This window comes from Pseudomonas extremorientalis, from assembly GCF_001870465.1.
GTDB lineage: Bacteria > Pseudomonadota > Gammaproteobacteria > Pseudomonadales > Pseudomonadaceae > Aquipseudomonas > Aquipseudomonas extremorientalis.
In genome coordinates this window covers 261,280-280,054 of sequence record NZ_MDGK01000015.1, presented here as the reverse complement: position 1 = coordinate 280,054, position 18,775 = coordinate 261,280, and the positions used below count along the sequence as shown (strand labels likewise).

Sequence of the window (18,775 nt, the reverse complement as noted above, 5' to 3'; positions counted from 1 at the left end):
CGACAATATCTGTTAACTGGATTATTAAGATAAGGGTTATCGGTTATATCGATATGCGATTTACTCTCCGTCAACTGCAAGTCTTCGTCGCCGTCGCCCAGCAGGAAAGCGTCTCCCGCGCTGCTGGCCTTCTGGCCTTATCTCAATCCGCCGCCAGCACTTCCATTACCGAGCTGGAGCGTCAATCCAGCTGCCAATTGTTCGACCGTGCAGGCAAACGCCTGAGCCTCAACGCGCTCGGTCATCAACTGTTGCCCCAGGCGGTAGCGCTGCTGGACCAGGCAAAGGAGATCGAGGATCTGCTCAACGGCAAGTCCGGCTTCGGCTCCCTGGCGGTCGGCGCCACCCTGACCATCGGCAACTACCTGGCCACCCTGCTGATCGGCAGCTTCATGCAGCAGCACCCCGAGAGCCAGGTGAAACTGCATGTGCAGAACACTGCACATATCGTGCACCAGGTTGCGCATTACGAAATTGACCTGGGTCTAATCGAAGGCGACTGCAGCCACCCGGATATCGAGGTGCAAACCTGGGTGGAAGATGAACTGGTGGTGTTTTGCGCGCCGCAGCATCACCTGGCCAAGCATGGTATGGCGAGCATGGATGAGTTGACCCACGAGGCGTGGATCCTGCGGGAGCAAGGCTCGGGCACACGCTTGACCTTCGACCAAGCCATGCGCCATCACCGCAGCGCGCTGAATATCCGCCTGGAGCTGGAACACACCGAGGCGATCAAGCGTGCGGTGGAATCAGGACTGGGGATTGGCTGTATTTCGCGGCTGGCGCTGCGCGACGCGTTTCGCCGCGGCAGCCTGGTGCCGGTGGAAACCCCGGACCTGGACTTGGCCCGGCAGTTCTACTTCATCTGGCATAAACAGAAGTACCAGACCTCGGCCATGCGCGAGTTCCTGGAGTTGTGCCGCGCCTTCACCGCCGGGGTTCAGCGCAGCGACGAGATCGTGCTGCCGAGCATTGCCTGAGGCTCAGATCAGGATGACGGCCCACACCAGGGTGATCATGGTCAGGGCCACGAATTGCGCTGCGCTGCCCATGTCCTTGGCGTTTTTCGACAGTGGGTGGCGGTCCAGGGAGATGCGGTCGATCGCCGCCTCTACCGCTGAGTTGAGCAACTCGACGATCAACGCCAGCAGGCACACGGCGATCAACAACGCTCGCTCGACCCGGCTGACATTCAGGAAGAAGCTCACCGGGATCAGGATCACGTTGAGCAACACCAACTGGCGGAACGCCGCCTCGCCGGTGAACGCCGCGCGCAGACCATCCAGGGAATATCCCCCAGCATTGAAGATACGTTTGATACCGGTTTGACCCTTGAAAGGCGACATAGATGTAGGCAACTGAACCAAAGAAGTGGGGAAACTAGATCACGCAAAGTCAAAAAAGCGTGAATCGGTAACAAGCTAGTGCTGCGAAATTGACTCAAGTTGTTGCAAGAGCAGCGCCGCCTGGGTGCGTGTACGTACGCCCAACTTGCGGAAAATCGCCGTCACATGCGCCTTGATCGTCGCTTCCGAGACGCTCAGCTCATAGGCAATCTGCTTGTTCAACAGGCCTTCGCAGACCATGGTGAGCACCCGGAACTGCTGGGGCGTCAGGCTGGCAAGGCCATCACGGGCGGCCTTGGCTTCGTCGGACACGTTGATTTGTTCAAAAGCCTGCGGCGGCCAGGACACATCGCCATCCAACACTGTGCGCACGGCTTTCTGGATATCTTCCATCGCACTGGACTTGGGAATGAAACCGCTCGCGCCGAACTCCTTGGAGCGCACGACCACGTCGGCTTCTTCCTGGGCCGAGACCATCACTACGGGGATCTGCGGGTATTGGCCGCGCAACAGCACCAGCCCGGAGAAACCGTAGGCGCCCGGCATGTTCAGGTCGAGCAGCACCAGGTCCCAGTCGGACTTTTCGGTGAGGCGGGCTTCTAACTCGGCAATGCTGGCCACTTCAACCAGGCGCACGTCCGGGCCGAGGCCCAGGGTCACGGCCTGGTGCAACGCACTGCGAAACAGCGGGTGGTCATCGGCTATCAGGATTTCGTATGTGGCCATTGATTAAATGATCCTGTTTTCAGGGGGGCCCTGATCGGCGCCCAGCATGCCCAGCGTAGCCTGGAGGGTCAAGCACTACGCCCGTGGGCATTTTAGCGGGTTGCGGGTGCGTGGTGCCATCATGCAAACGTCGTCTGGTTATGCCGTCGGAATATAGGGCGCAAGGCGCGTATGCACAGTGTCCGCAGGATCCAGCGGCATCTGGAACTTGGCGGCCAGGTAATGGGTGCTGAAGACATCCAGATAGGCGTCCAGGACTTCACTGGCTGCCAGATCATCGGCCAACTCAAGGCACAGGGCAGCGACTTCAGCGGTACAGAAATGGTCGTCGCGCTTGGAGCGGCGCAATTTGTAGCGCGACAGTTGTTCCGGCGCCAGGCTGAGTACCGGCAAATGCTCCAGGTAGGGGCTTTTGCGGAACATCTTGCGCGCTTCACTCCAGGTGCCGTCCAACAGGATGAACAGCGGGCGCTTGCCCTCCTCCACCTTCACTTCACTCACAACGCGCTCGGGCACGACGAATTCGCCGGGGAACACGATATAGGGCTGCCAATGCGGATCGGCCAGCAAGGTGAGCAGTTCAGGGTCGACCTCAGTGCGCGACCAGGCGAATGCCGTGGTGTCCTGGATGACATCGGCAATCAACCAACCGGTGTTGCTGGGTTTCATCGGCTCAACGTCATGCATCAGCAGGCACATGGCGGAGCGCGCTTCGACCTTGGGCCGCCAGGCGCATAGGCAGTATTCGGGGATGACTCGGCAGCCAGGGCAGCGTTCGGCACGCGAGCCACGATTGAGGAACGGCCGCACAGCACGGGCCAGGCGCTGGGTGCGCAGGCGGGAAACGGCGTGGCTCATCGGCTGTGCCGTAGGGACGGGTAAATCGACACGGTGAAAACTCGTGGAAGGCGGAAGTGGCCGCAGTTTACCAGCGATACGCCTGGCTGTAGTGGCAACGGCTCACCTATAATTGCGCGCCACTGAACGCACAGCGCAGTGGCTGGTCTATGCACCAGTAACCGAATCAGGAGAGTTTCATGCTGCGTTCCATGCTGCGTCTTGTCGCCCCATCCGTCGCCCTCGCGCTGGTATTGCCCGTGTGCGCCCAGGCGGCCTCGCTGCTGGAGGCCCAAATGAACCGGAAGCTGCAAAGCGTCGCGGCCGAAAGCAACAAGGACCTGCCCCGGGAAATCGACGAAAAAACCCTGGAAGTGGCCTACACCGTGGAAGGCATGCAACTGATCGATCACCTGAGCGTCCTGCCTGACCGCGCCGAACAAATGCGCGCCAACCCCAAGGCGGTGTATTTCCAGCTGGGCCAGAGCGTGTGCCTGAACAAGGGCTACCGCGAGCTGATGGCCAAGGGCGCAGTGATGCGTTACGAAATCACCGAGAACAAGACCAACCGTCCTGTGGCCTCGGTGAAATTCATCGAAGCGGATTGCCCGGCACCGGCGGCGGCAAAGAAGAAAAAGTAACAGCGTGACCTTCGCGCGCTGCCGTCCGGTGGCGCGTACTCCCCCGCTTCAACGTCCTGCCAACGGCTAAACTCCCTGATAAGTGACCAATAAGCGGTTGCCAGCCAAGGGTTTTGCGGCCCATGATCAAGTCATCCCGACCATTCATTCACAGCACTTTTCACGCTGTTCTGTAATATTTTCAGGGCAAAAGAAGGTTGCCCCCTGCGGCAAGCAACGACACATGCAGTGTCGTCGCCTCCGGCGAACGGCTCGTCGGCCACCCGGGCCCTGCAATAAGGAGAAGTTGAATGCCTTACGAACCGAATGAGCGCCTGCTTCGGCACTTTGAAGAAAACGGTGCTGACCTCACGCAGCAGGTCGACGCTCAACTCCAGCTGATCGCTCCCAACAGTCCGAATATTCCCCTGTATCGCGACATGATCCTCACCGTGCTGCGCATGGCCCAGGACGACCGCAATCGCTGGAACGCCAAGATCACTCTGCAAGCCATCCGTGAACTGGACAATGCCTTTCGCGTGCTCGAACAGTTCAAGGGCCGCCGCAAAGTGACGGTATTCGGCTCGGCCCGTACTCCGGTGGAAAGCCCGCTGTACGCCCTGGCCCGCGAAGTCGGCGCTGCGCTGGCACGCTCTGACTTGATGGTGATCACCGGCGGTGGCGGCGGCATCATGGCGGCGGCCCACGAAGGCGCGGGCCTGGAACACAGCCTGGGGTTCAACATCACCCTGCCGTTTGAACAGCATGCCAACCCGACCATTGATGGCACCGAGAACCTGCTGTCCTTCCACTTCTTCTTTACCCGCAAGCTGTTCTTCGTCAAGGAGGCCGATGCGCTGGTACTGTGCCCAGGCGGTTTCGGCACCCTGGATGAAGCGCTGGAAGTACTGACCCTGATCCAGACTGGCAAGAGCCCATTGGTGCCGGTGGTGTTGCTGGACGCGCCCGGCGGCGGGTTCTGGCAAGGCGCCCTGGACTTTATCCGCAGTCAGTTGGAAGCCAACCGCTACATCCTGCCTACCGATCTCAAGCTGATACGCCTGGTGTACAGCGCCGAAGAGGCCGTGGAAGAGATCAACCAGTTTTATGCCAACTTCCACTCCACCCGCTGGTTGAAGCGTGAGTTTGTGGTGCGCATGCATCACCCTCTCAGCGATGGGGCATTGGCCCATTTGCAGACTGAATTTGCCAGCCTGCGGTTGAGCGGAGAGTTTCAACAGCTCGCATACACCGGCGAGGAACATGATGAGCCACGGTTCAGCCATTTGACGCGGCTGGTGTTCAACTTCAATGGCCGCGATCAGGGCCGGCTGCGGGAGTTGGTGGATTACATCAACCTGCCGGAGAACTGGGCGCAGGCTCAGGGGAAGGCGCAGCAGCGGGTTACGCCGGAGCCGGCTTGATTTTTTGAGGGCAAAAAAAAAGACCCACTATTTTCATAGTGGGTCTTTTTGGTGGTGTTTCAGGTGGAGTGGAGGCGAGGCATTTGGGGCTGCTGCGCAGCCCAACGCGGGGCAAGCCCGCTCGCCACAACAAACCCGCTCACTACAACAAGCCAGCTCGCCATAGAAGTCTGCTCATCAATGCGGCCAGCACAGCAAGGTGTTCAGTCGTCCATATCCCGACCACTCAACAAGCGGCTGATCATTTCCATCGAAAACCCGCGATAACTCAGGAAGCGCCCCTGTTTCGCACGCTCCCTGGCATCAATCGGAAGATGGCCCGCGAACTTGCGTCGCCAGGTGTCTTCCAACTGCGCCTGCCAACTGATGCCGCACTCCCGTAGCGCAAGGTCGATATCTGCTCGTTGCAGGCCACGCTGGCTCAGTTCTTCACGAATGCGTGCCGGGCCGTAACCAGAACGCGCCCGGTAGGAAACAAAGCTTTCAAGGTAACGGGATTCGGAAAGCAGCCCCTCTTCCGTCAAGCGGTCGAGGGCGGTTTCGATCATCTCGGGCTCCGCGCCGCGCTGACGCAGTTTACGCGTCAGCTCGACTCGACCATGCTCGCGGCGAGCAAGCAGGTCCATTGCGGTGCGCCGAACGGCGACGATTGTATCCAGTACAACGGTCATCGTTTGCTTCAGATGTCAGTGTCAGCTTCTTCCACTTCTTCAACCGGCTCGCGGTTGGCGGCAGCTTTCACGTCTGGCGCTGCGGTCAGCAGCTTGTCGCGAATCTGCTTTTCAAGCGTGGCGGCGATGTCCGGGTTATCCGCCAGGAACTTGGCCGAGTTGGCCTTGCCTTGGCCGATCTTGCTGCCGTTGTAGGCATACCAGGCACCGGATTTCTCGACAAAACCGTGCAGTACGCCCAAGTCGATCATCTCGCCGTTCAGGTAAATACCCTTGCCGTAGAGAATCTGGAACTCAGCCTGACGGAAAGGCGGAGCCACTTTGTTCTTCACGACTTTGACGCGGGTTTCGCTACCCACAACCTCGTCACCTTCTTTCACCGCGCCGGTACGGCGGATGTCCAGACGGACCGAAGCGTAGAACTTCAGTGCGTTACCACCGGTGGTGGTTTCCGGGCTGCCGAACATCACGCCGATCTTCATGCGGATCTGGTTGATGAAGATCACCAGGCAGTTGGCATTCTTGATGTTACCGGTGATTTTACGCAGCGCCTGGGACATCAGACGGGCTTGCAGGCCCACGTGCATGTCACCCATCTCGCCTTCGATTTCAGCCTTGGGCACCAGGGCGGCCACGGAGTCGACCACGATCACGTCGATGGCGTTGGAGCGTACCAGCATGTCGGTGATTTCCAGGGCCTGCTCACCGGTGTCCGGCTGGGAGACCAGCAGGTCGTCGACGTTGACGCCCAGCTTGCCGGCGTATTCAGGATCCAGGGCGTGCTCGGCATCGACGAACGCGCAGGTGGCGCCCATTTTCTGTGCCTGGGCAATCACCGACAGGGTCAGGGTGGTTTTACCGGAAGATTCAGGACCGTAGATTTCAACGATACGGCCTTTTGGCAGGCCGCCAATGCCGAGTGCGATGTCCAGACCCAGAGAGCCAGTGGAAATAGCCGGGATCGCCTGACGGTCGTGATCGCCCATACGCATTACGGCACCCTTGCCGAATTGACGTTCGATCTGACCCAGGGCCGCAGCCAAGGCTTTCTTCTTGTTGTCGTCCATTAAAGTCCTCACGTAATCAATAAGGCCTGGTCGGCCAACACCTGTATAAGTAGACAGTATTGTTCCACAAAGATCCGGGATCGCCTACCCCTGATTTTCTATTTCTGCTGCAGCTCGTCGCAACAAGCCCTCTAGCGCGGCCTTAACCGTTTGTCGGCGAACCTCATCGCGGTTGCCGGTGAAGTGCTCAAGCTCGGCCGTGATCTCTTCGCCCACGCCAAACGCCAGCCATACGGTGCCGACCGGTTTGTCTGGCGAACCACCGTCCGGCCCTGCCACGCCACTGACGGCGACAGCAAACCGCGCCAGGCTTTTTTCCTGGGCGCCACGGACCATTGCTTCCACCACTTCCTGGCTGACCGCCCCGACTTTTGCAAACAATGTCTCCGGCACATTCAATTGCCGGGTCTTCTGCCGATTGGAATAGGTGACATAGCCCGCCTCGAACCAGGCTGAGCTGCCCGGAATTCGCGTGATGGCCTCCGCGATACCGCCGCCGGTGCAGGACTCGGCCGTGGTGACATGGGCGTTGAGCACCTGCAGGCGGCGGCCCAGTTCGGCAGCCAGTTGAGTGATTTCCTTCACGGTCGTCTCCAGTCGTGGGCGGGGGTTCGCCTACCCTACAGGAGACAATCTCACACGCAAGTGACGGACTGTCTCAAGACACTAACGGGCGACGGCTCGCACATACGCCTGGCAGGCACGCAAGGCAATCAGGGCGCTGTCGCCGTCGTCGGTGATGCGGAGAATTCGCTGAGCATGCGCTGGGTCAAGTCGGGCTCGCGGGGCTGCATGAACCACGCTGCCGGCGGCGGTGGCGGCCGGCATTGGGCAGCCACTGGAAGCGTCGAGAAGGACTGACAGCCGCACATCAGCAGTAGCCAGGCGGTCACGCAAAGCGGCTTGAGTACGTTGGGCATCGCTCAACTCCCGGGCATGTTGTTGGTCGATGGCACTGAGCTGTTGCTCAAGGGCCAGCCGTCTGTCTTGTTCGGCCTGCTGTAGATGCAGGGCTTTCTGGGTCTGTGCGGCCGACAAGCGTTCAATCTGTGCCCCGTACCGCCACGCCTGCACCTGCCAGACAACGGCCACCAGCACGCATACGCCAATCGCAACTAAGAAACGCATAACACCGCCTTCGCCCGCGCCCACAGCTGCAAACGATCCTCCAGTCCATTGAGCCCGCCGTTGATGCACCGGGTGATGGTGGTGAACTGGTCCTTGTCAGCGAGTTCATTCAAGCCATTGCTTTGCCAGAACCAGGCGGCGGATTCAGCAGCCCACTGGGGCTGCTCCAGCAACATCGGCTCGCGCAATAAACGATCATCACCAAACAATGCCTGGCTGCAGGCCTGGTAGTTACGGCGCCCCGTCACCTGGATCAGCCCCCGGCCCCGGTACTTCTGGCCGTCGCCGTCCACTTCAGGAGTATTGCCCAGGCGCGCCGCCAGGATGCCAGTGTCGTACTTGCTCAGGTATTGATCGCTGCCCAGTTCGCGCACGTAGCGCAGTTGCCCGGACTCGTGGCCGACTTGGGCGAGGAAGGCGGCGATGCGTTGTGGCGTGTTGATTTGACGGTGGAGCATGGCGCAGTTCAGCGCAGTAATGAAAACTCCCGCCTTGATGCGGGAGTTCGGTAGGATAGTTACGAGTTGCTGCTCAGACAGGACCATATTGTCTCCACATCAGAAACCTCAAACGAAGCATGAGGGGTGTCAATGGCGCGGTTTATTCCGCGGGGGACAAACCGCTCGCGCTGATCGTGCAGCGATAGCTGTCTTTGCGCTTGCCACTGGCCGTCACGGTATTGATCGACCAACGCCCCTGCATGAAGCCTGGCCATGACTCATCCAGCAGCAACAAGCCTTCAGCGGCGAATGCGGGGTTTCCAGGGCAAATCACCTCGATCTTCAGCCCTTCACGTCTCACACGGCGCATCTCGCCTTCAGCAGCGGAACGGGCTTCGGCTTCGTTCTGGTAACGCTGCGTAACCTCTTTAAACGGCTCGATACCCACCTGCACCACGTTTTTCTTACCGGCCGCCGCATCCCACCAGGACGCTTGTGCGCCGTCATATTTAGCGCGACTGCCCTCGGACATCTTGGCGCTGATAAAAGCACGCTCACCCGGGCGATTGTCACGCGTCAGCGACAGCCGCACATCCGGCAGGGTCTTGCCCGACAACGACGTGAGCTGGCCTTTTCGGCCCAGCACATAAAACTCATCGACCGGCTTGGCCACGGCATCAAAACGTCTGGCCAAGCGTGTCAGCAACGCCATGTCACTTTCGTTGGTCTGGTCAATGTGCGGAATCTGCTTGCCTTCGAGGTCAGGCGCCACCCGTGGTGAATAACCGTAGCGCGCCGTCAATTGACGGAACAGCGCGCCCAGGGTGATCGGCCCGTGACTGGCGGTGCGACGTTGCTTGAACCCGTCCATGTCAAACGGTGCCGCCGTGGCCTCCAATGCCAGGCGCATGGGAAACAGTGACGGTGTGCGCTTGGTGATCTTGAACGTCCCCTTGTCCACCAGGCCGGTTTCCAGATACCCCACGCGCAGACCGATTTTCCCACCCAGGTCGGGCAGGCCATCAAGGCCCTCGATATCGAGGGTTAACTTGAGATGGTCTGAGACAAGACCGGCCGTATCACTATGCTCCCACTCCAACAGGCGTTCGTTGAGCAGCGCGGCATTGGCTCCGTAGATTTCCACCACTGGCGTATATCCAAGTGTCATGGTCGCTCCTTAGTCCCAGGCCGAAACGGGCTGCTTCGCAATGGGCTGCCTGTCCAGTTCCGGCACAATCACACTGACACCTGCCGGCAGTACTGCGCCCTGCTCGGCCAACCCTGGGTTCAACCGCCACAGCACTTCCTCGGCGGCATCGTCACAGCGGCCAAGCTCGCGGTACAGCAACAGGTTCACCGAATCACCAGCAATACTTCGCACCCTACGCATTGACGAACTCCTCCAATACCAGCGACCAATTGATAACCATGGCGGTGCCATCGTCGATCACATTGGATTGTTTTTCGCTCACCGATTTGATCGTCCACAGCCCCCAGCTGAGGCCTACGCCATCGACCAGCGGCAATGGCGCACGCAGGGCTTGCAACGCACGCAGCTCATCCAGGCGTGCCATGCCGGTTGCCCGTGCGGCCTTACCGCCGAAGGTCAGCGTTTCAAGCTCTTGGCCGACCTGGCTGGACTTGGGTTTGCCGGCAATAATCGGCAGGCCGACCCATCCACCTGTGCTGGCGCGGTCCAGGGTGTCGTAGGCGAATCCACGAGACAGCCCGAAAATAAACGTGCCCAATGCCATCTGTTGCCGCATCACACCCCTCCAATATCGGTCAGTGCCGAATCACGTCGTGACCCCAGCAGGTCGCTCATCGACAGCGGCGAAAATTGCGCTTCGATCTGTTGCACCACCAACTCCGCCAGCTGTTGATAGCTGGCCTGCTCCGTTGCATTGATGGTGATCTGCGGGGCGAACGTGACTTGACGGTTGTCGGCCTGAGCATTGTCCAGGCGCTTGCTGACGTCGGCGGGCGCGGGCAGGCGGTCGCTTGAACCGAGCAGCTTGTCACCGAGCCAACTGCCAGCCTCACTGCCCAACAAACCACCGATTGCACCACCGACCGCTGTACCGACACCGGGAAAAATCATGGTGCCGATGGCCGCACCGGCAGAGGCCCCGGCCCAGGCGCCACCGGCGGCACTGAGTCCGGCGCCGACGGCTTTGGCGTCACCGTTGCGCACGCCCTCAACCACATCCATAGCGGTGTCCACATACCGCATCGGGCCGAGACGACGGGCACCGACCGACTCCAGCCGGGTCATGGTGCCGGCCAACCGCGAAGTCGAGGCTTGAGGCAAAGGGGGCGCCTGCGCAGCGTGCAACGCAGGCGGCGTGGGCAACATCGCCTTACCCAATCGATCGGATGCATCACGCAGCCAATTACCGAGCCTGCCGCCTTTTTTACCCGAGCCCTTGCCGGGGGCTTTACCGGAAGTGCTTTGCCCACGCTCACGCTCGTAGCCCGGCGGCAGAATAATGCTGGGGCGCGTGGAGCCGCTCTGCGACTCGTCAGGGCAGCAGCAACCTTGACCCTTGTCCTTTTCTTTATCGTAACCGCCGTCCTTGAACAACGTGCCAACCCCGGGCAACTTGCCCAGCGTCATATCCACCAAATTGCCCGTCACCCGCTCTTTAATCGTCTCGCCCACGCCCGAAAAGAATTCGGAAACCACCGGTGAAACGACCGACGACATCACCGTTTCAGCAGTCTTGAGCGATTCAGCGGCGACCGGTGAATCGCTGGCCCAATTGTTGACAGTGTCCAACACGCCGGTTTTAGCCCGCAGCCATGTGGCTTCTCCCAGGACCGGCACAGGTTCAAGCGTTTTGGTCAACCGCTCCGTGCTTTTGGTCGACTCTTCGCGCAAGACCGTTATTGATTTTTCAGGGGGGCGTTTCGATCCAAACGCAAAGCTGGCATTCGCCTGCTGAAAAGCCGTGACCGGGTCGAGGCGCTCCATATTGCGCACCGTCAAGGCTTCGCGGGTCAGGCGCCGATCATCCACCTTGCTCGACTTGAACGCCGTGGCGCTGCTCGGCTCAATCTGCCTGTCAGTTCTGGACGGGTTAACGTCAACGGCTTCAAGCCGCGATACAGAGGCGCGCAGTCCATCCACGCTGCTGCGCAGTAACCCCAGGGACAATGACAGACCACTGAGCTGCAAGCTTGCGTTAGTCAGCGCCACGCTCCTCGGGTGTATCGGTGCCGTCTCACCAAGGCGCTCAGGTGCCAACGCGCCTGAGTTGACCATGGCGGCGTCCTTGCCGACGACCGCCTGGCCATCCTTGGCCGCGGCATACGCCAGCGAATACTTGTTCTGCATCCCGCTTACTCCTGTTTGACGCCAAGGCGAGTGATCGCGATGTCGTAGCGGCGCAATGCTTTTCCGGCGTCCCAGTCGAGGATCTCGGCCTCATTGACTGAGTAAATCAGCGGCACCACATCGAGGATCACTTCGATGTCGCGCTCCGAAAGAAGTCCGCCGGTTGATTTAAAAAATCGTCGATACGCTCCTGCAATTCGGTCCAGTCAGGCACGGTCAGGCCGGCCAGGTCAGGAATCATCAGGCCGGCGCAGTGCGCGGTGATGAACTCGGCGCGCTCTTTGTTGGTGGCGAGTTTCTTCATCACCTTGGTAGCGCGCAGCGCGGGCATTTCCAGGGGCAGTTCGATGAGGTTTCGGCCGGCTGCGTCGAGGGGCAACAGCAGTTGGACGGGTTGGTCGTGGGTCGACTCCGCTTGTTCGCCGAGAAAGAACGACGCAGGACGCGTCGACATCTCGTGTACGTACTGGGCAATGCTCACGTAATCCGGGCGCTTGAGTTGGTCGAGTTCTTTTTCCGACAGGCCGGTGGCGAGTTTCGCCAGTTCGAAAAACTGGTCGTCCTCGTCATCACCGGCCCGGGCCAGCGCGTCTTTTTGCGCGGCGTAGTACAGCGGTTTGAGTTGCACCTGCTCGATTATCGCGCCGGTATCGGCGGTGATCGGGGACAGCAGGACATGCAGCGGTGGCATCCAGGCCATGAGACAGCTCCTTGGTGAAGTATGGGGGCGAGCACGCCCGCCCCCGGGGCATTACGGCATCAACACGGCGCGGCGCGCATCGCCGAGGATGTCGACGCCGTTGAGCACGAACTTCTGGGTGCGTACATCGATGTCGATGACCGGAATACCGTTTTCCAGGCGGTTGTAAGTGCGGCAGGACAACTCCAGGGTGGTGAGTGCCTTATCGCCCATCTTCAGCTTCGCTTCGGACAGGGATTTGAGCTTGCCGCCAACGGTGTGGTAGGTGAAGTAGGTCTTGCCATCCTGATCCTGGCCGGCTTCGCGCACGTTGAGCAGGATGTCATCACCCAGGCGTACGCCCAGCGCGAGCATGATCTCCGGGCCGGCACCTTGCAGCACCAGCGTGGCGCCGAGCACCTTGCCGCTCTTGGCCATTTCCTCGGCGATAAAGCGCCCGCCGGACATGGGCTCCATGTCGAACTCGATCTTCGGCGGAGTGAACTCCTCCACCGTCGCGGACAACGGCAGGCCTTGAAGGGTGGCCGCGATGGCCTGTCTGACTCGGTTGGTAAACATTAGAGAACGTCCTCCAGGAACTGCTCGATGATTTCATCGCGGGCATTGAGTTGATAAATCATGTGTTCATTCGGCGCGTAGCGGCCGTAGTCGATGACGATGAACCAGGTGCCGTTCTTGTACTTCTCGACACTGTTCAATTCCGGATGCAGGTACACGCTGCCACCAGGGATGGTTTCGTCGGCGACCAAGGTTTGCAGCCAGTCGTTGATGCGTTTGACCTCCTGGTCCATGAAGGACTTGGTGAGGTTCTTGGCCATGGCTTTCTGGCCGGCCTTGACCAGCTTGCGGCTGATCGCGTCTTCGAGGCCGACGTAGCTGATGAACTTGCCGGTGATGGAGCGGTTACCCAGCAGCGAGAAACCGCCGAGGATGGTACGGGCGTAGTAGCTCACGCCGTAGCGGTTGAGCAGGTCGCCTTCGGTGGAGGTGTCGAGGATGTTGTACTCGACCACGCGGGAAACGTCCTCGGCGAACGTCACCTGATTGCCTGGACTTTCCCACTGCTTGACCTTGGCCAGCGCAGCGATAGCCAGGGACGATGGCGCGAGGAACACGTTTTTCTTGGCCGCCTTGGAGTACACCGACGGCATGTTGTGCACCAGAAGGCAGCGGTCAAAACCGAGATCGGCGCCGCCCAGTTCACCGCTGTAGGTCACTTGGTCGGCGACGCTTGCGTCTTTGCCATCCAACACCACGCGGGCTTTGATGCGTTTGCCGAACGAGGCGAACTCACCGGCCACGGCCTTGGTGCCGGTGAAGCCGGGGGCACCGATGATGGTCAAGTCTTCCGGTACGCTGGCCAATGCGGCCAGGCCCAGCTTGCGGCCGGTGACTGGCTCATCGCCGCCGATCACATTGTTGAGCGTATCAGCCGGGGTGGCGCCCTCCTCCACGATCACCACATAGACCGGCACCTTCACCACTTTGAGGATCTGGTACACGGCATGGAACAACGTGCCCGACTCAGTGCCGGTCGGGTCCAGCAGCGCCTGGGTGGTGAAACTGTTGATGCGGAACGGCGCATTCTTCGGGATCGACGCATGGGCCTTCGGCGCAGTGCCGACCAGGCCGATCACGTTGTCACCCAGGCCACCCATGGCCTCGGGGGATTCGGTGGCATTCACGGTGATACCGTTGTGCTCGAAGTTCAGAACCTCAGCCATGGTCAGTCAGCCTTCTTTGGGGTGGAGTTGAGGACGCTGGTCAGTTCCAGGCGGCCGGCGGTGCGCAGGGCGGATGCTTCGACGTCCAGCAGCTCCAGTTCCTCGCCGACGGTGGACCAATGGCCGCCTCCGGTGGGGAAAGGGATGAGGACGGTGTAGGTTTGGCGATTGACCATAGATGGATCTCCGGGCGAAAAAAAACCGCTTGGCGCGGTATTGAGTGAAAGCGTATGTGGGCTAAAGAACATGCTCAGACAATGCAGGGTGCTTATTCGGTCTGCTCGGCAAGCCATAACGGTGCTGATGGCCGATGTTCAGTGTTTGGAAACTGGGCGGATTGGGGCCAGTCGCGCAGCGCCTGCATATAAGTCAGCAGGGCCAGGTACTGCTCAGCATCCAGGGTCGTAGGCGCCATCATTTCCAGTTGATCGCGATGACGATCGCGTAACCAAGTGACTGCAGTCAGTTGATTGTCACGCCAACTGCGCGCCTCAAGTGCAAGGTCGGCGACACTAGGCACTACATCAACAAGATAGGGCATCCCCTGCTTATCATGGCGGCGAACAGTATTGATGCCTGCATCACGAATAACCGCTTCATAGGTCTCTTCGGGTAGGAAAACAGCATCCGAGGGCATCCTTTGATGAAGGCCGTCCAAGTAAGTACATCCCGTTTTTTGACTGTAATAACGCTTCATTTGAACCTCAATAACCGATTGCAAAGTAAACACAACCTGACGCGGTTGTTGTGTTGAAGGTGCTTGAGCCTTTGGTAAGCGTGCCCATGTTTAGCGCATTCAGGCCAGTAGCGGAAATAGAGCGAAACTGCCAGATCGTCTTGATAGTGCCGGTCGCTCCAGTGTTGTCGCACTCTGAAACCCACAGGCAACGATTTGGAAAAGCCAAAGGAAAAGAGATAACCGACTCTGTTGTCACCACGTTGCCGTAACCCATCTGCAAGATCAAACCACCCAGCCAACTTGGAAAGACAACATAACTATTGATACCCAAGGAGATAGAAAACCCTAAGCGCAGCTTTTTTGGCGTGATAATGGTGGCGTCATCCAGCCCCTGAAGGGTCTGAACTTGAGTTGCAACCTTAGCCGTACCACGATTTAACTCAGTGGCCTGCGCGGTCATTGCATCAACTTCAGACTTTTTATAGGTCGCATTGGCAATGTAATCGATGACCCAGGCGCGGGTAGCTTTGACTATCGTATCGTCAATCAACAAAGTCACAATCGCAGCATTACTCGTTTCAAAGATCGAGCGAATATAAAACTCTTTACCCGACCCCGACGTTGCCAGCACCGGCTTATACGACTCCGGATACTTAACGACGGCATACAAAATTCCGGTATCGGTCCACAATCCGGCTTCTCGCACATACCAGCCACCGACATCCGAGGGAATAGTGACTTCGGCCATCAGCCAGTTGGCGTTTCTCTCGTCTTGAAACAAGGCGTTCAAAGGTCCTCGCCAGACTTCGCGTTTAAGTGCCTTGGCGCTGGCATCTGGGTTGTAGACCGCGCCGTTACCGTCTCCTACGGAAATCTGCGCCAGTTTGATCGGCACTCCCGCCGCCTTGCAGGCGGTTTCGTAGGCGATTCCTGCGTCTGTGAGCAGGGTGTAATAGTCAGCCATTTAGCGCTCCTGTGGATAAAGGATGGTGGTTTCAACGGTGTATAGACCGGCCGTCATGAAGGTGCGACCCGAGGCCTCGACACCTGATAGCACGTTTGGGTGGATTGTGGTCAGCTCACCGCACAGCATGGCTGCGCCGATGCTGTGGCAGCCAGAAGCACTCAGGCCCACGACGATCGAGAGGACGTCGCGCTCGCTCTTAGCATCGACCAAACGGCGGTCGAGCCGGGCGTCGATGGTTTCGCTGTAGGGCAATTCGGTCCAGGCGCGTACGGTAAAACTGTAGGGCACACCCGGTGGTTTCTGCTCGTACCAGGCGCGCACTTCGGGGCTCAGTTGCAGCCCCCTCGCGGCGTTTTCAAGGGCTTTGCGTGTACCGGCCTGGCGTGCGGTGGGCCAGGCGAGTTTGACAGTCAGACGCTTCTCGACCTCAGGGGCCGTGGTGCTCCATTCATTGACCGCGCGATCCGCCGCTAAGTAAGGCAAGAACGCCGCAGGTGTCCGGGCTGGATCCATTAGCGCTGGAAACGCTGGCGCAACCCGTTCCAGCAAATGGTCCAACCCCAGGTCCAGCGCCCTTTCCAGCGGTGAGCTGTTGACCGGCAACAGGCTCGCTTTGGGTTCATCCATCATAGCGTGCGCACCTCCACCTCGACGCCCGTGCAATACGGGGCCTGGAACGCGGTGCTGATGATCGGCTCCAGCGGCTCAAGGATCTGCAGTTGCGCCGCGCCAGCGCTGTGGATGGCGTAGTCGATCCAGCTTGGGTCGACCCGACCTTCCAGGCGATGGCAGGAGTCGGCGTAGGTTTGCAGCAGTTTCTGTGCAGCAACCTGGGTCAAGCCAGAATCCGGGCCGGCGTTGATCTTGGCGATCACGCGGATTTTGTAGCGCTGGATCTGTGCTCCCTGGACGGTGACCAGATCGGTTTCCGGCCTTACATCGGGCCGTGCGAAATGTCGCCGCACGCCGTCAAGCAAATCGGCGGAAGCGGTGCCATCACCCTCCCTGGAAAGCACGGTGACCATCACCTCGCCGGGGGCGGTACGCCGACCGTTGCCATCCTTGACCTGGGCCGCATAGCCGTCCGGGTCAAAGGTGTAGCTGACGGTCACTACGCCCGGCGTGGCGCTTTGCACCTTGACCGATGGCCGCTCGCCCAGGGTGAACACCTCACGCCGGTACTGCATGCGCGAACCCGCCGCCGGGGCGTGGGGCGCCAGGTAGTAACGCAGGCGGGCGTCGTCGTCGCTTTCCAGAATCGGCGGCACCGGCGGGAAAGCAGCCGGGTCACCTGGGTCGAGGACCTGGCGCTCCAGCCCCATATCAGCCAGGCGTGCGTCCAGGTTGCTGCCGGTTGCCCACCAGGCCAACATCTGCTTGATGCGGGCGTTGTACTTGCGTTCGTGGGTTTGCAGGCGCACGCAAAATGCTTCCAGGGCCAGGGTCAGCAGTTCGCTTTCATTGTCGAGGCTGATCTTGAGTTTGGCCGCGCTTTGCGGGGCGCGAGTGGCGACGTAATCAACCACGAAGGCCTTGAACTCGGCCAGCAATGGTTCGAACTCATCGACCGCGATGATGGCCGGTTCGGCCAGTTGGTTCTGGCCAGGGATCAACATGCTCATGTCACGACCTCGAAGGATTGCTGGCGGTTTTTCCAGGTGCCGGCAAAACGCAGCAACAAACCGGCGCCCTGACGGGTAGCGACGATGATCTGGGGCTGAAAGTCGGCGATACCGTTCTGGGGGTTATAGAACGCCTGGGCGGCGTGGCTCTGGGCGAGGATCAGCAGATCGTCACCGAGGTTCTGCCCGAGTAGTTGCGGGATCAGCGAGCCGTACAACGGGCGCTTCTGGCGAGTGCCCACGGGAGTGGTCAGCGCTCGGGTGGCGCGCTGCACGAATTGCAACCAGTCATCGACGGCTGCCCCGGTGTCACGGTCGATTCCAATCATGGGATGTCCTTATCAGGGGCTGATGACCCGGCCTTGATGGTCCACCACCGGGCCGGTGAAGTGCGCGCCGCCGGCATCCAGCAACAGGCTGGTACCGCCTACTTGCAGCGTGATGCTCTGGCCGCTCATCGTCAGGCTGGCGGCGCCGACCTTGACGTAGACCTGTTCGCGAGAACCGATAAACGTGGTTGGGCCGTTGACCCAATTGAAGGCGTGGCTGGCGTCGTCGTAGTCGCTCTGGGTGCCATCCTGATAACGCCGCCGGGTCAGCGTCGGAACACTGGAAACCGGCGGAAAACGATCGCTGTTCAAGCCGAACAAGGCCACCGACTGCGCCCCACCCTCGCCGCCGCCATAGTTGAGCAACAAGCATTGCTCGCCCACTGAGGGGATACGGGTTTCGGTCTGCGCCCCGGCGCTGGGGTTGAAAAACTTGATCGCCGGACTGAGTAAGTCCCCGTGGCTGATCGTGCAGGTATTGCTGGCGGCGTCGACCTCCTGGCACACGCCAATTCGGCAGAAGCTTTCTGCGCGTCGATAGAGATCTTCAAGCTGGGCTTCCATTTCGGCCAGGCGCTCGACGATCGGCCCCAGTTGCATGCGTAGCAATGCATCGAACATGGGCTACTCCTGCAACGGGCGGTATTGGTCGGGATCATCGATGTTCGTGACTTCCCAGGTGCAGGCAAACAGCGGCTTGCCTGTGGGATCTTCGAGCAGCGACGGGCCAAGATAGAGGGTTTGGATGAAGGAAACAGTCCAGGTGTCGTAGTCCGTTTCCGCGCTGGTAAGCACGGAAGGTGCCGCGACAATCGCAGTGGGCAGGTCACATTGATCGGGCGGCAGGCCCCAGCGGTTATCCAGGGCCAAGTCCATCAGTTGGCTGGCCAGGTCGCAGGCGTCAAAGGGCGTCGAGCCACTGACGACCGTGACCTTGAGTGAAACCGACAAGGCATGCGCCTTGCGCCCGGCAAGGGAGCGAACACCCGGGCCATTGCGCTCCACGCTGATCAAAATGCCGGTTTTGTCGCCCGTCTCGGAGAAGTCATGGTGATTACCGACCCGTAGTTGTGGGAACGCGCGCTTCAGCGCGTCCCCAATCGCCACAGGCAGTTGGGAAGGTTTTTCGAGAAGTGTCATCTGCTTGCATCCTTGCAG

At 59.9% G+C, this 18,775-nt stretch carries 27 protein-coding genes and 1 pseudogene; 3 read left to right on the top strand and 25 right to left on the bottom strand.

The annotated features are described in order from the left end of the window. Positions 1-53 precede the first annotated feature (53 nt). Positions 54-980: a LysR family transcriptional regulator gene (locus BFN10_RS05030; protein ID WP_071488747.1), complete on the top strand. Its 927-nt coding sequence runs from the start codon at positions 54-56 to the stop codon at positions 978-980. Positions 981-983: 3 nt separating this feature from the next. Here the strand turns inward: BFN10_RS05030 and BFN10_RS05025 are convergent, their stop codons facing one another. From BFN10_RS05025 to BFN10_RS05015, 3 genes are all read right to left on the bottom strand, one after another. Next, on the bottom strand, positions 984-1,346 hold the full coding sequence (locus BFN10_RS05025) for a diacylglycerol kinase (RefSeq protein WP_058423756.1): 363 nt from the start codon (positions 1,344-1,346) through the stop codon (positions 984-986). Positions 1,347-1,421: 75 nt separating this feature from the next. Next, complete coding sequence (gene erdR / locus BFN10_RS05020) at positions 1,422-2,072, bottom strand: response regulator transcription factor ErdR (protein WP_071488746.1); 651 nt, start codon at positions 2,070-2,072, stop codon at positions 1,422-1,424. Between the two features lie 138 nt (positions 2,073-2,210). Continuing rightward, positions 2,211-2,930, bottom strand: coding sequence for a tRNA-uridine aminocarboxypropyltransferase (locus BFN10_RS05015; protein WP_071488745.1), 720 nt, complete (start codon positions 2,928-2,930; stop codon positions 2,211-2,213). Between the two features lie 179 nt (positions 2,931-3,109). Here BFN10_RS05015 and BFN10_RS05010 point away from each other — a divergent pair, with 179 nt between their 5' ends. Together BFN10_RS05010 and BFN10_RS05005 are read left to right on the top strand one after the other, a co-directional pair. Continuing rightward, a complete protein-coding gene (locus BFN10_RS05010; protein WP_071488744.1) occupies positions 3,110-3,550 on the top strand; it encodes a PA3611 family quorum-sensing-regulated virulence factor in 441 nt (146 codons plus the stop codon). 290 nt (positions 3,551-3,840) lie between these two features. Beyond that, a complete protein-coding gene (locus BFN10_RS05005; RefSeq protein ID WP_071488743.1) occupies positions 3,841-4,953 on the top strand; it encodes an LOG family protein in 1,113 nt (370 codons plus the stop codon). A 203-nt stretch (positions 4,954-5,156) separates the two neighbouring features. On the opposite strand, the gene recX is transcribed toward BFN10_RS05005, so the two are convergent. The 22 genes and pseudogenes from recX to BFN10_RS04910 all read right to left on the bottom strand — a co-directional run bounded on the left by recX (position 5,157) and on the right by BFN10_RS04910 (position 18,757). Continuing rightward, positions 5,157-5,624: a recombination regulator RecX gene (gene recX / locus BFN10_RS05000; RefSeq protein ID WP_071488742.1), complete on the bottom strand. Its 468-nt coding sequence runs from the start codon at positions 5,622-5,624 to the stop codon at positions 5,157-5,159. 8 nt (positions 5,625-5,632) lie between these two features. Next, positions 5,633-6,691: a recombinase RecA gene (recA, locus tag BFN10_RS04995; protein ID WP_003189042.1), complete on the bottom strand. Its 1,059-nt coding sequence runs from the start codon at positions 6,689-6,691 to the stop codon at positions 5,633-5,635. A gap of 84 nt (positions 6,692-6,775) precedes the next feature. Next, positions 6,776-7,276 (bottom strand): CinA family protein, encoded by a 501-nt coding sequence (locus tag BFN10_RS04990; RefSeq protein WP_071488741.1) that lies wholly within the window; start codon positions 7,274-7,276, stop codon positions 6,776-6,778. Positions 7,277-7,357: 81 nt separating this feature from the next. After that, the gene (locus BFN10_RS04985; protein ID WP_071488740.1) at positions 7,358-7,819 is read right to left on the bottom strand and encodes a lysis system i-spanin subunit Rz; all 462 of its coding nucleotides are present in this window, start codon (positions 7,817-7,819) and stop codon (positions 7,358-7,360) included. After that, a complete protein-coding gene (locus BFN10_RS04980) occupies positions 7,807-8,364 on the bottom strand; it encodes a glycoside hydrolase family 19 protein (RefSeq protein ID WP_071488739.1) in 558 nt (185 codons plus the stop codon). The genes BFN10_RS04985 and BFN10_RS04980 overlap by 13 nt, the downstream gene beginning before the upstream one ends. 55 nt (positions 8,365-8,419) lie before the next feature. Beyond that, positions 8,420-9,427 (bottom strand): phage tail protein, encoded by a 1,008-nt coding sequence (locus BFN10_RS04975; RefSeq protein WP_071488738.1) that lies wholly within the window; start codon positions 9,425-9,427, stop codon positions 8,420-8,422. 9 nt (positions 9,428-9,436) lie between these two features. After that, positions 9,437-9,649, bottom strand: a complete 213-nt coding sequence (locus BFN10_RS04970) for a tail protein X (RefSeq protein ID WP_071488737.1) — start codon at positions 9,647-9,649, stop codon at positions 9,437-9,439. Further along, positions 9,642-10,025 carry a phage tail protein gene (locus BFN10_RS04965; RefSeq protein ID WP_071488736.1) on the bottom strand — a complete coding sequence of 128 codons (384 nt, stop codon included), beginning with the start codon at positions 10,023-10,025 and terminating at the stop codon, positions 9,642-9,644. Before BFN10_RS04965 ends, BFN10_RS04970 begins: the two co-directional genes overlap by 8 nt. Next, on the bottom strand, positions 10,025-11,596 hold the full coding sequence (locus BFN10_RS29670) for a hypothetical protein (protein WP_071488735.1): 1,572 nt from the start codon (positions 11,594-11,596) through the stop codon (positions 10,025-10,027). The genes BFN10_RS04965 and BFN10_RS29670 overlap by 1 nt, the downstream gene beginning before the upstream one ends. A gap of 5 nt (positions 11,597-11,601) precedes the next feature. After that, positions 11,602-11,727 (bottom strand): hypothetical protein, encoded by a 126-nt coding sequence (locus tag BFN10_RS29865; RefSeq protein ID WP_017844653.1) that lies wholly within the window; start codon positions 11,725-11,727, stop codon positions 11,602-11,604. Beyond that, entirely contained in the window at positions 11,724-12,296 is a 573-nt protein-coding gene (locus tag BFN10_RS04955) for a phage tail assembly protein (protein ID WP_071488734.1), read from the bottom strand. Before BFN10_RS04955 ends, BFN10_RS29865 begins: the two co-directional genes overlap by 4 nt. Before the next feature lie 51 nt (positions 12,297-12,347). Beyond that, positions 12,348-12,854: a phage major tail tube protein gene (locus BFN10_RS04950; RefSeq protein ID WP_071488733.1), complete on the bottom strand. Its 507-nt coding sequence runs from the start codon at positions 12,852-12,854 to the stop codon at positions 12,348-12,350. Further along, positions 12,854-14,020 carry a phage tail sheath protein gene (locus BFN10_RS04945; protein ID WP_012722510.1) on the bottom strand — a complete coding sequence of 389 codons (1,167 nt, stop codon included), beginning with the start codon at positions 14,018-14,020 and terminating at the stop codon, positions 12,854-12,856. Before BFN10_RS04945 ends, BFN10_RS04950 begins: the two co-directional genes overlap by 1 nt. A 2-nt stretch (positions 14,021-14,022) precedes the next feature. Beyond that, positions 14,023-14,196 carry a hypothetical protein gene (locus BFN10_RS29400; protein WP_165447905.1) on the bottom strand — a complete coding sequence of 58 codons (174 nt, stop codon included), beginning with the start codon at positions 14,194-14,196 and terminating at the stop codon, positions 14,023-14,025. 92 nt (positions 14,197-14,288) lie between these two features. Next, a complete protein-coding gene (locus BFN10_RS04940) occupies positions 14,289-14,717 on the bottom strand; it encodes a phage tail assembly chaperone (RefSeq protein ID WP_071488732.1) in 429 nt (142 codons plus the stop codon). Between the two features lie 7 nt (positions 14,718-14,724). After that, entirely contained in the window at positions 14,725-15,159 is a 435-nt protein-coding gene (locus tag BFN10_RS30020; RefSeq protein WP_414860450.1) for a gp53-like domain-containing protein, read from the bottom strand. Then, positions 15,142-15,663, bottom strand: a pseudogene (locus tag BFN10_RS29665) (phage tail protein); the annotation flags it as partial. The pseudogene BFN10_RS29665 and the gene BFN10_RS30020, both read right to left, overlap by 18 nt. Then, complete coding sequence (locus BFN10_RS04930; protein WP_130898093.1) at positions 15,664-16,293, bottom strand: phage tail protein I; 630 nt, start codon at positions 16,291-16,293, stop codon at positions 15,664-15,666. After that, positions 16,293-17,288: a baseplate J/gp47 family protein gene (locus tag BFN10_RS04925; RefSeq protein WP_071488729.1), complete on the bottom strand. Its 996-nt coding sequence runs from the start codon at positions 17,286-17,288 to the stop codon at positions 16,293-16,295. The genes BFN10_RS04930 and BFN10_RS04925 overlap by 1 nt, the downstream gene beginning before the upstream one ends. Further along, positions 17,285-17,617: a phage baseplate protein gene (locus tag BFN10_RS04920; protein ID WP_071488728.1), complete on the bottom strand. Its 333-nt coding sequence runs from the start codon at positions 17,615-17,617 to the stop codon at positions 17,285-17,287. Before BFN10_RS04920 ends, BFN10_RS04925 begins: the two co-directional genes overlap by 4 nt. Positions 17,618-17,629: 12 nt before the next feature. Next, the gene (locus tag BFN10_RS04915) at positions 17,630-18,238 is read right to left on the bottom strand and encodes a phage baseplate assembly protein V (protein ID WP_071488727.1); all 609 of its coding nucleotides are present in this window, start codon (positions 18,236-18,238) and stop codon (positions 17,630-17,632) included. Between the two features lie 3 nt (positions 18,239-18,241). Then, positions 18,242-18,757: a hypothetical protein gene (locus BFN10_RS04910; protein ID WP_071488726.1), complete on the bottom strand. Its 516-nt coding sequence runs from the start codon at positions 18,755-18,757 to the stop codon at positions 18,242-18,244. Positions 18,758-18,775: the final 18 nt, after the last annotated feature.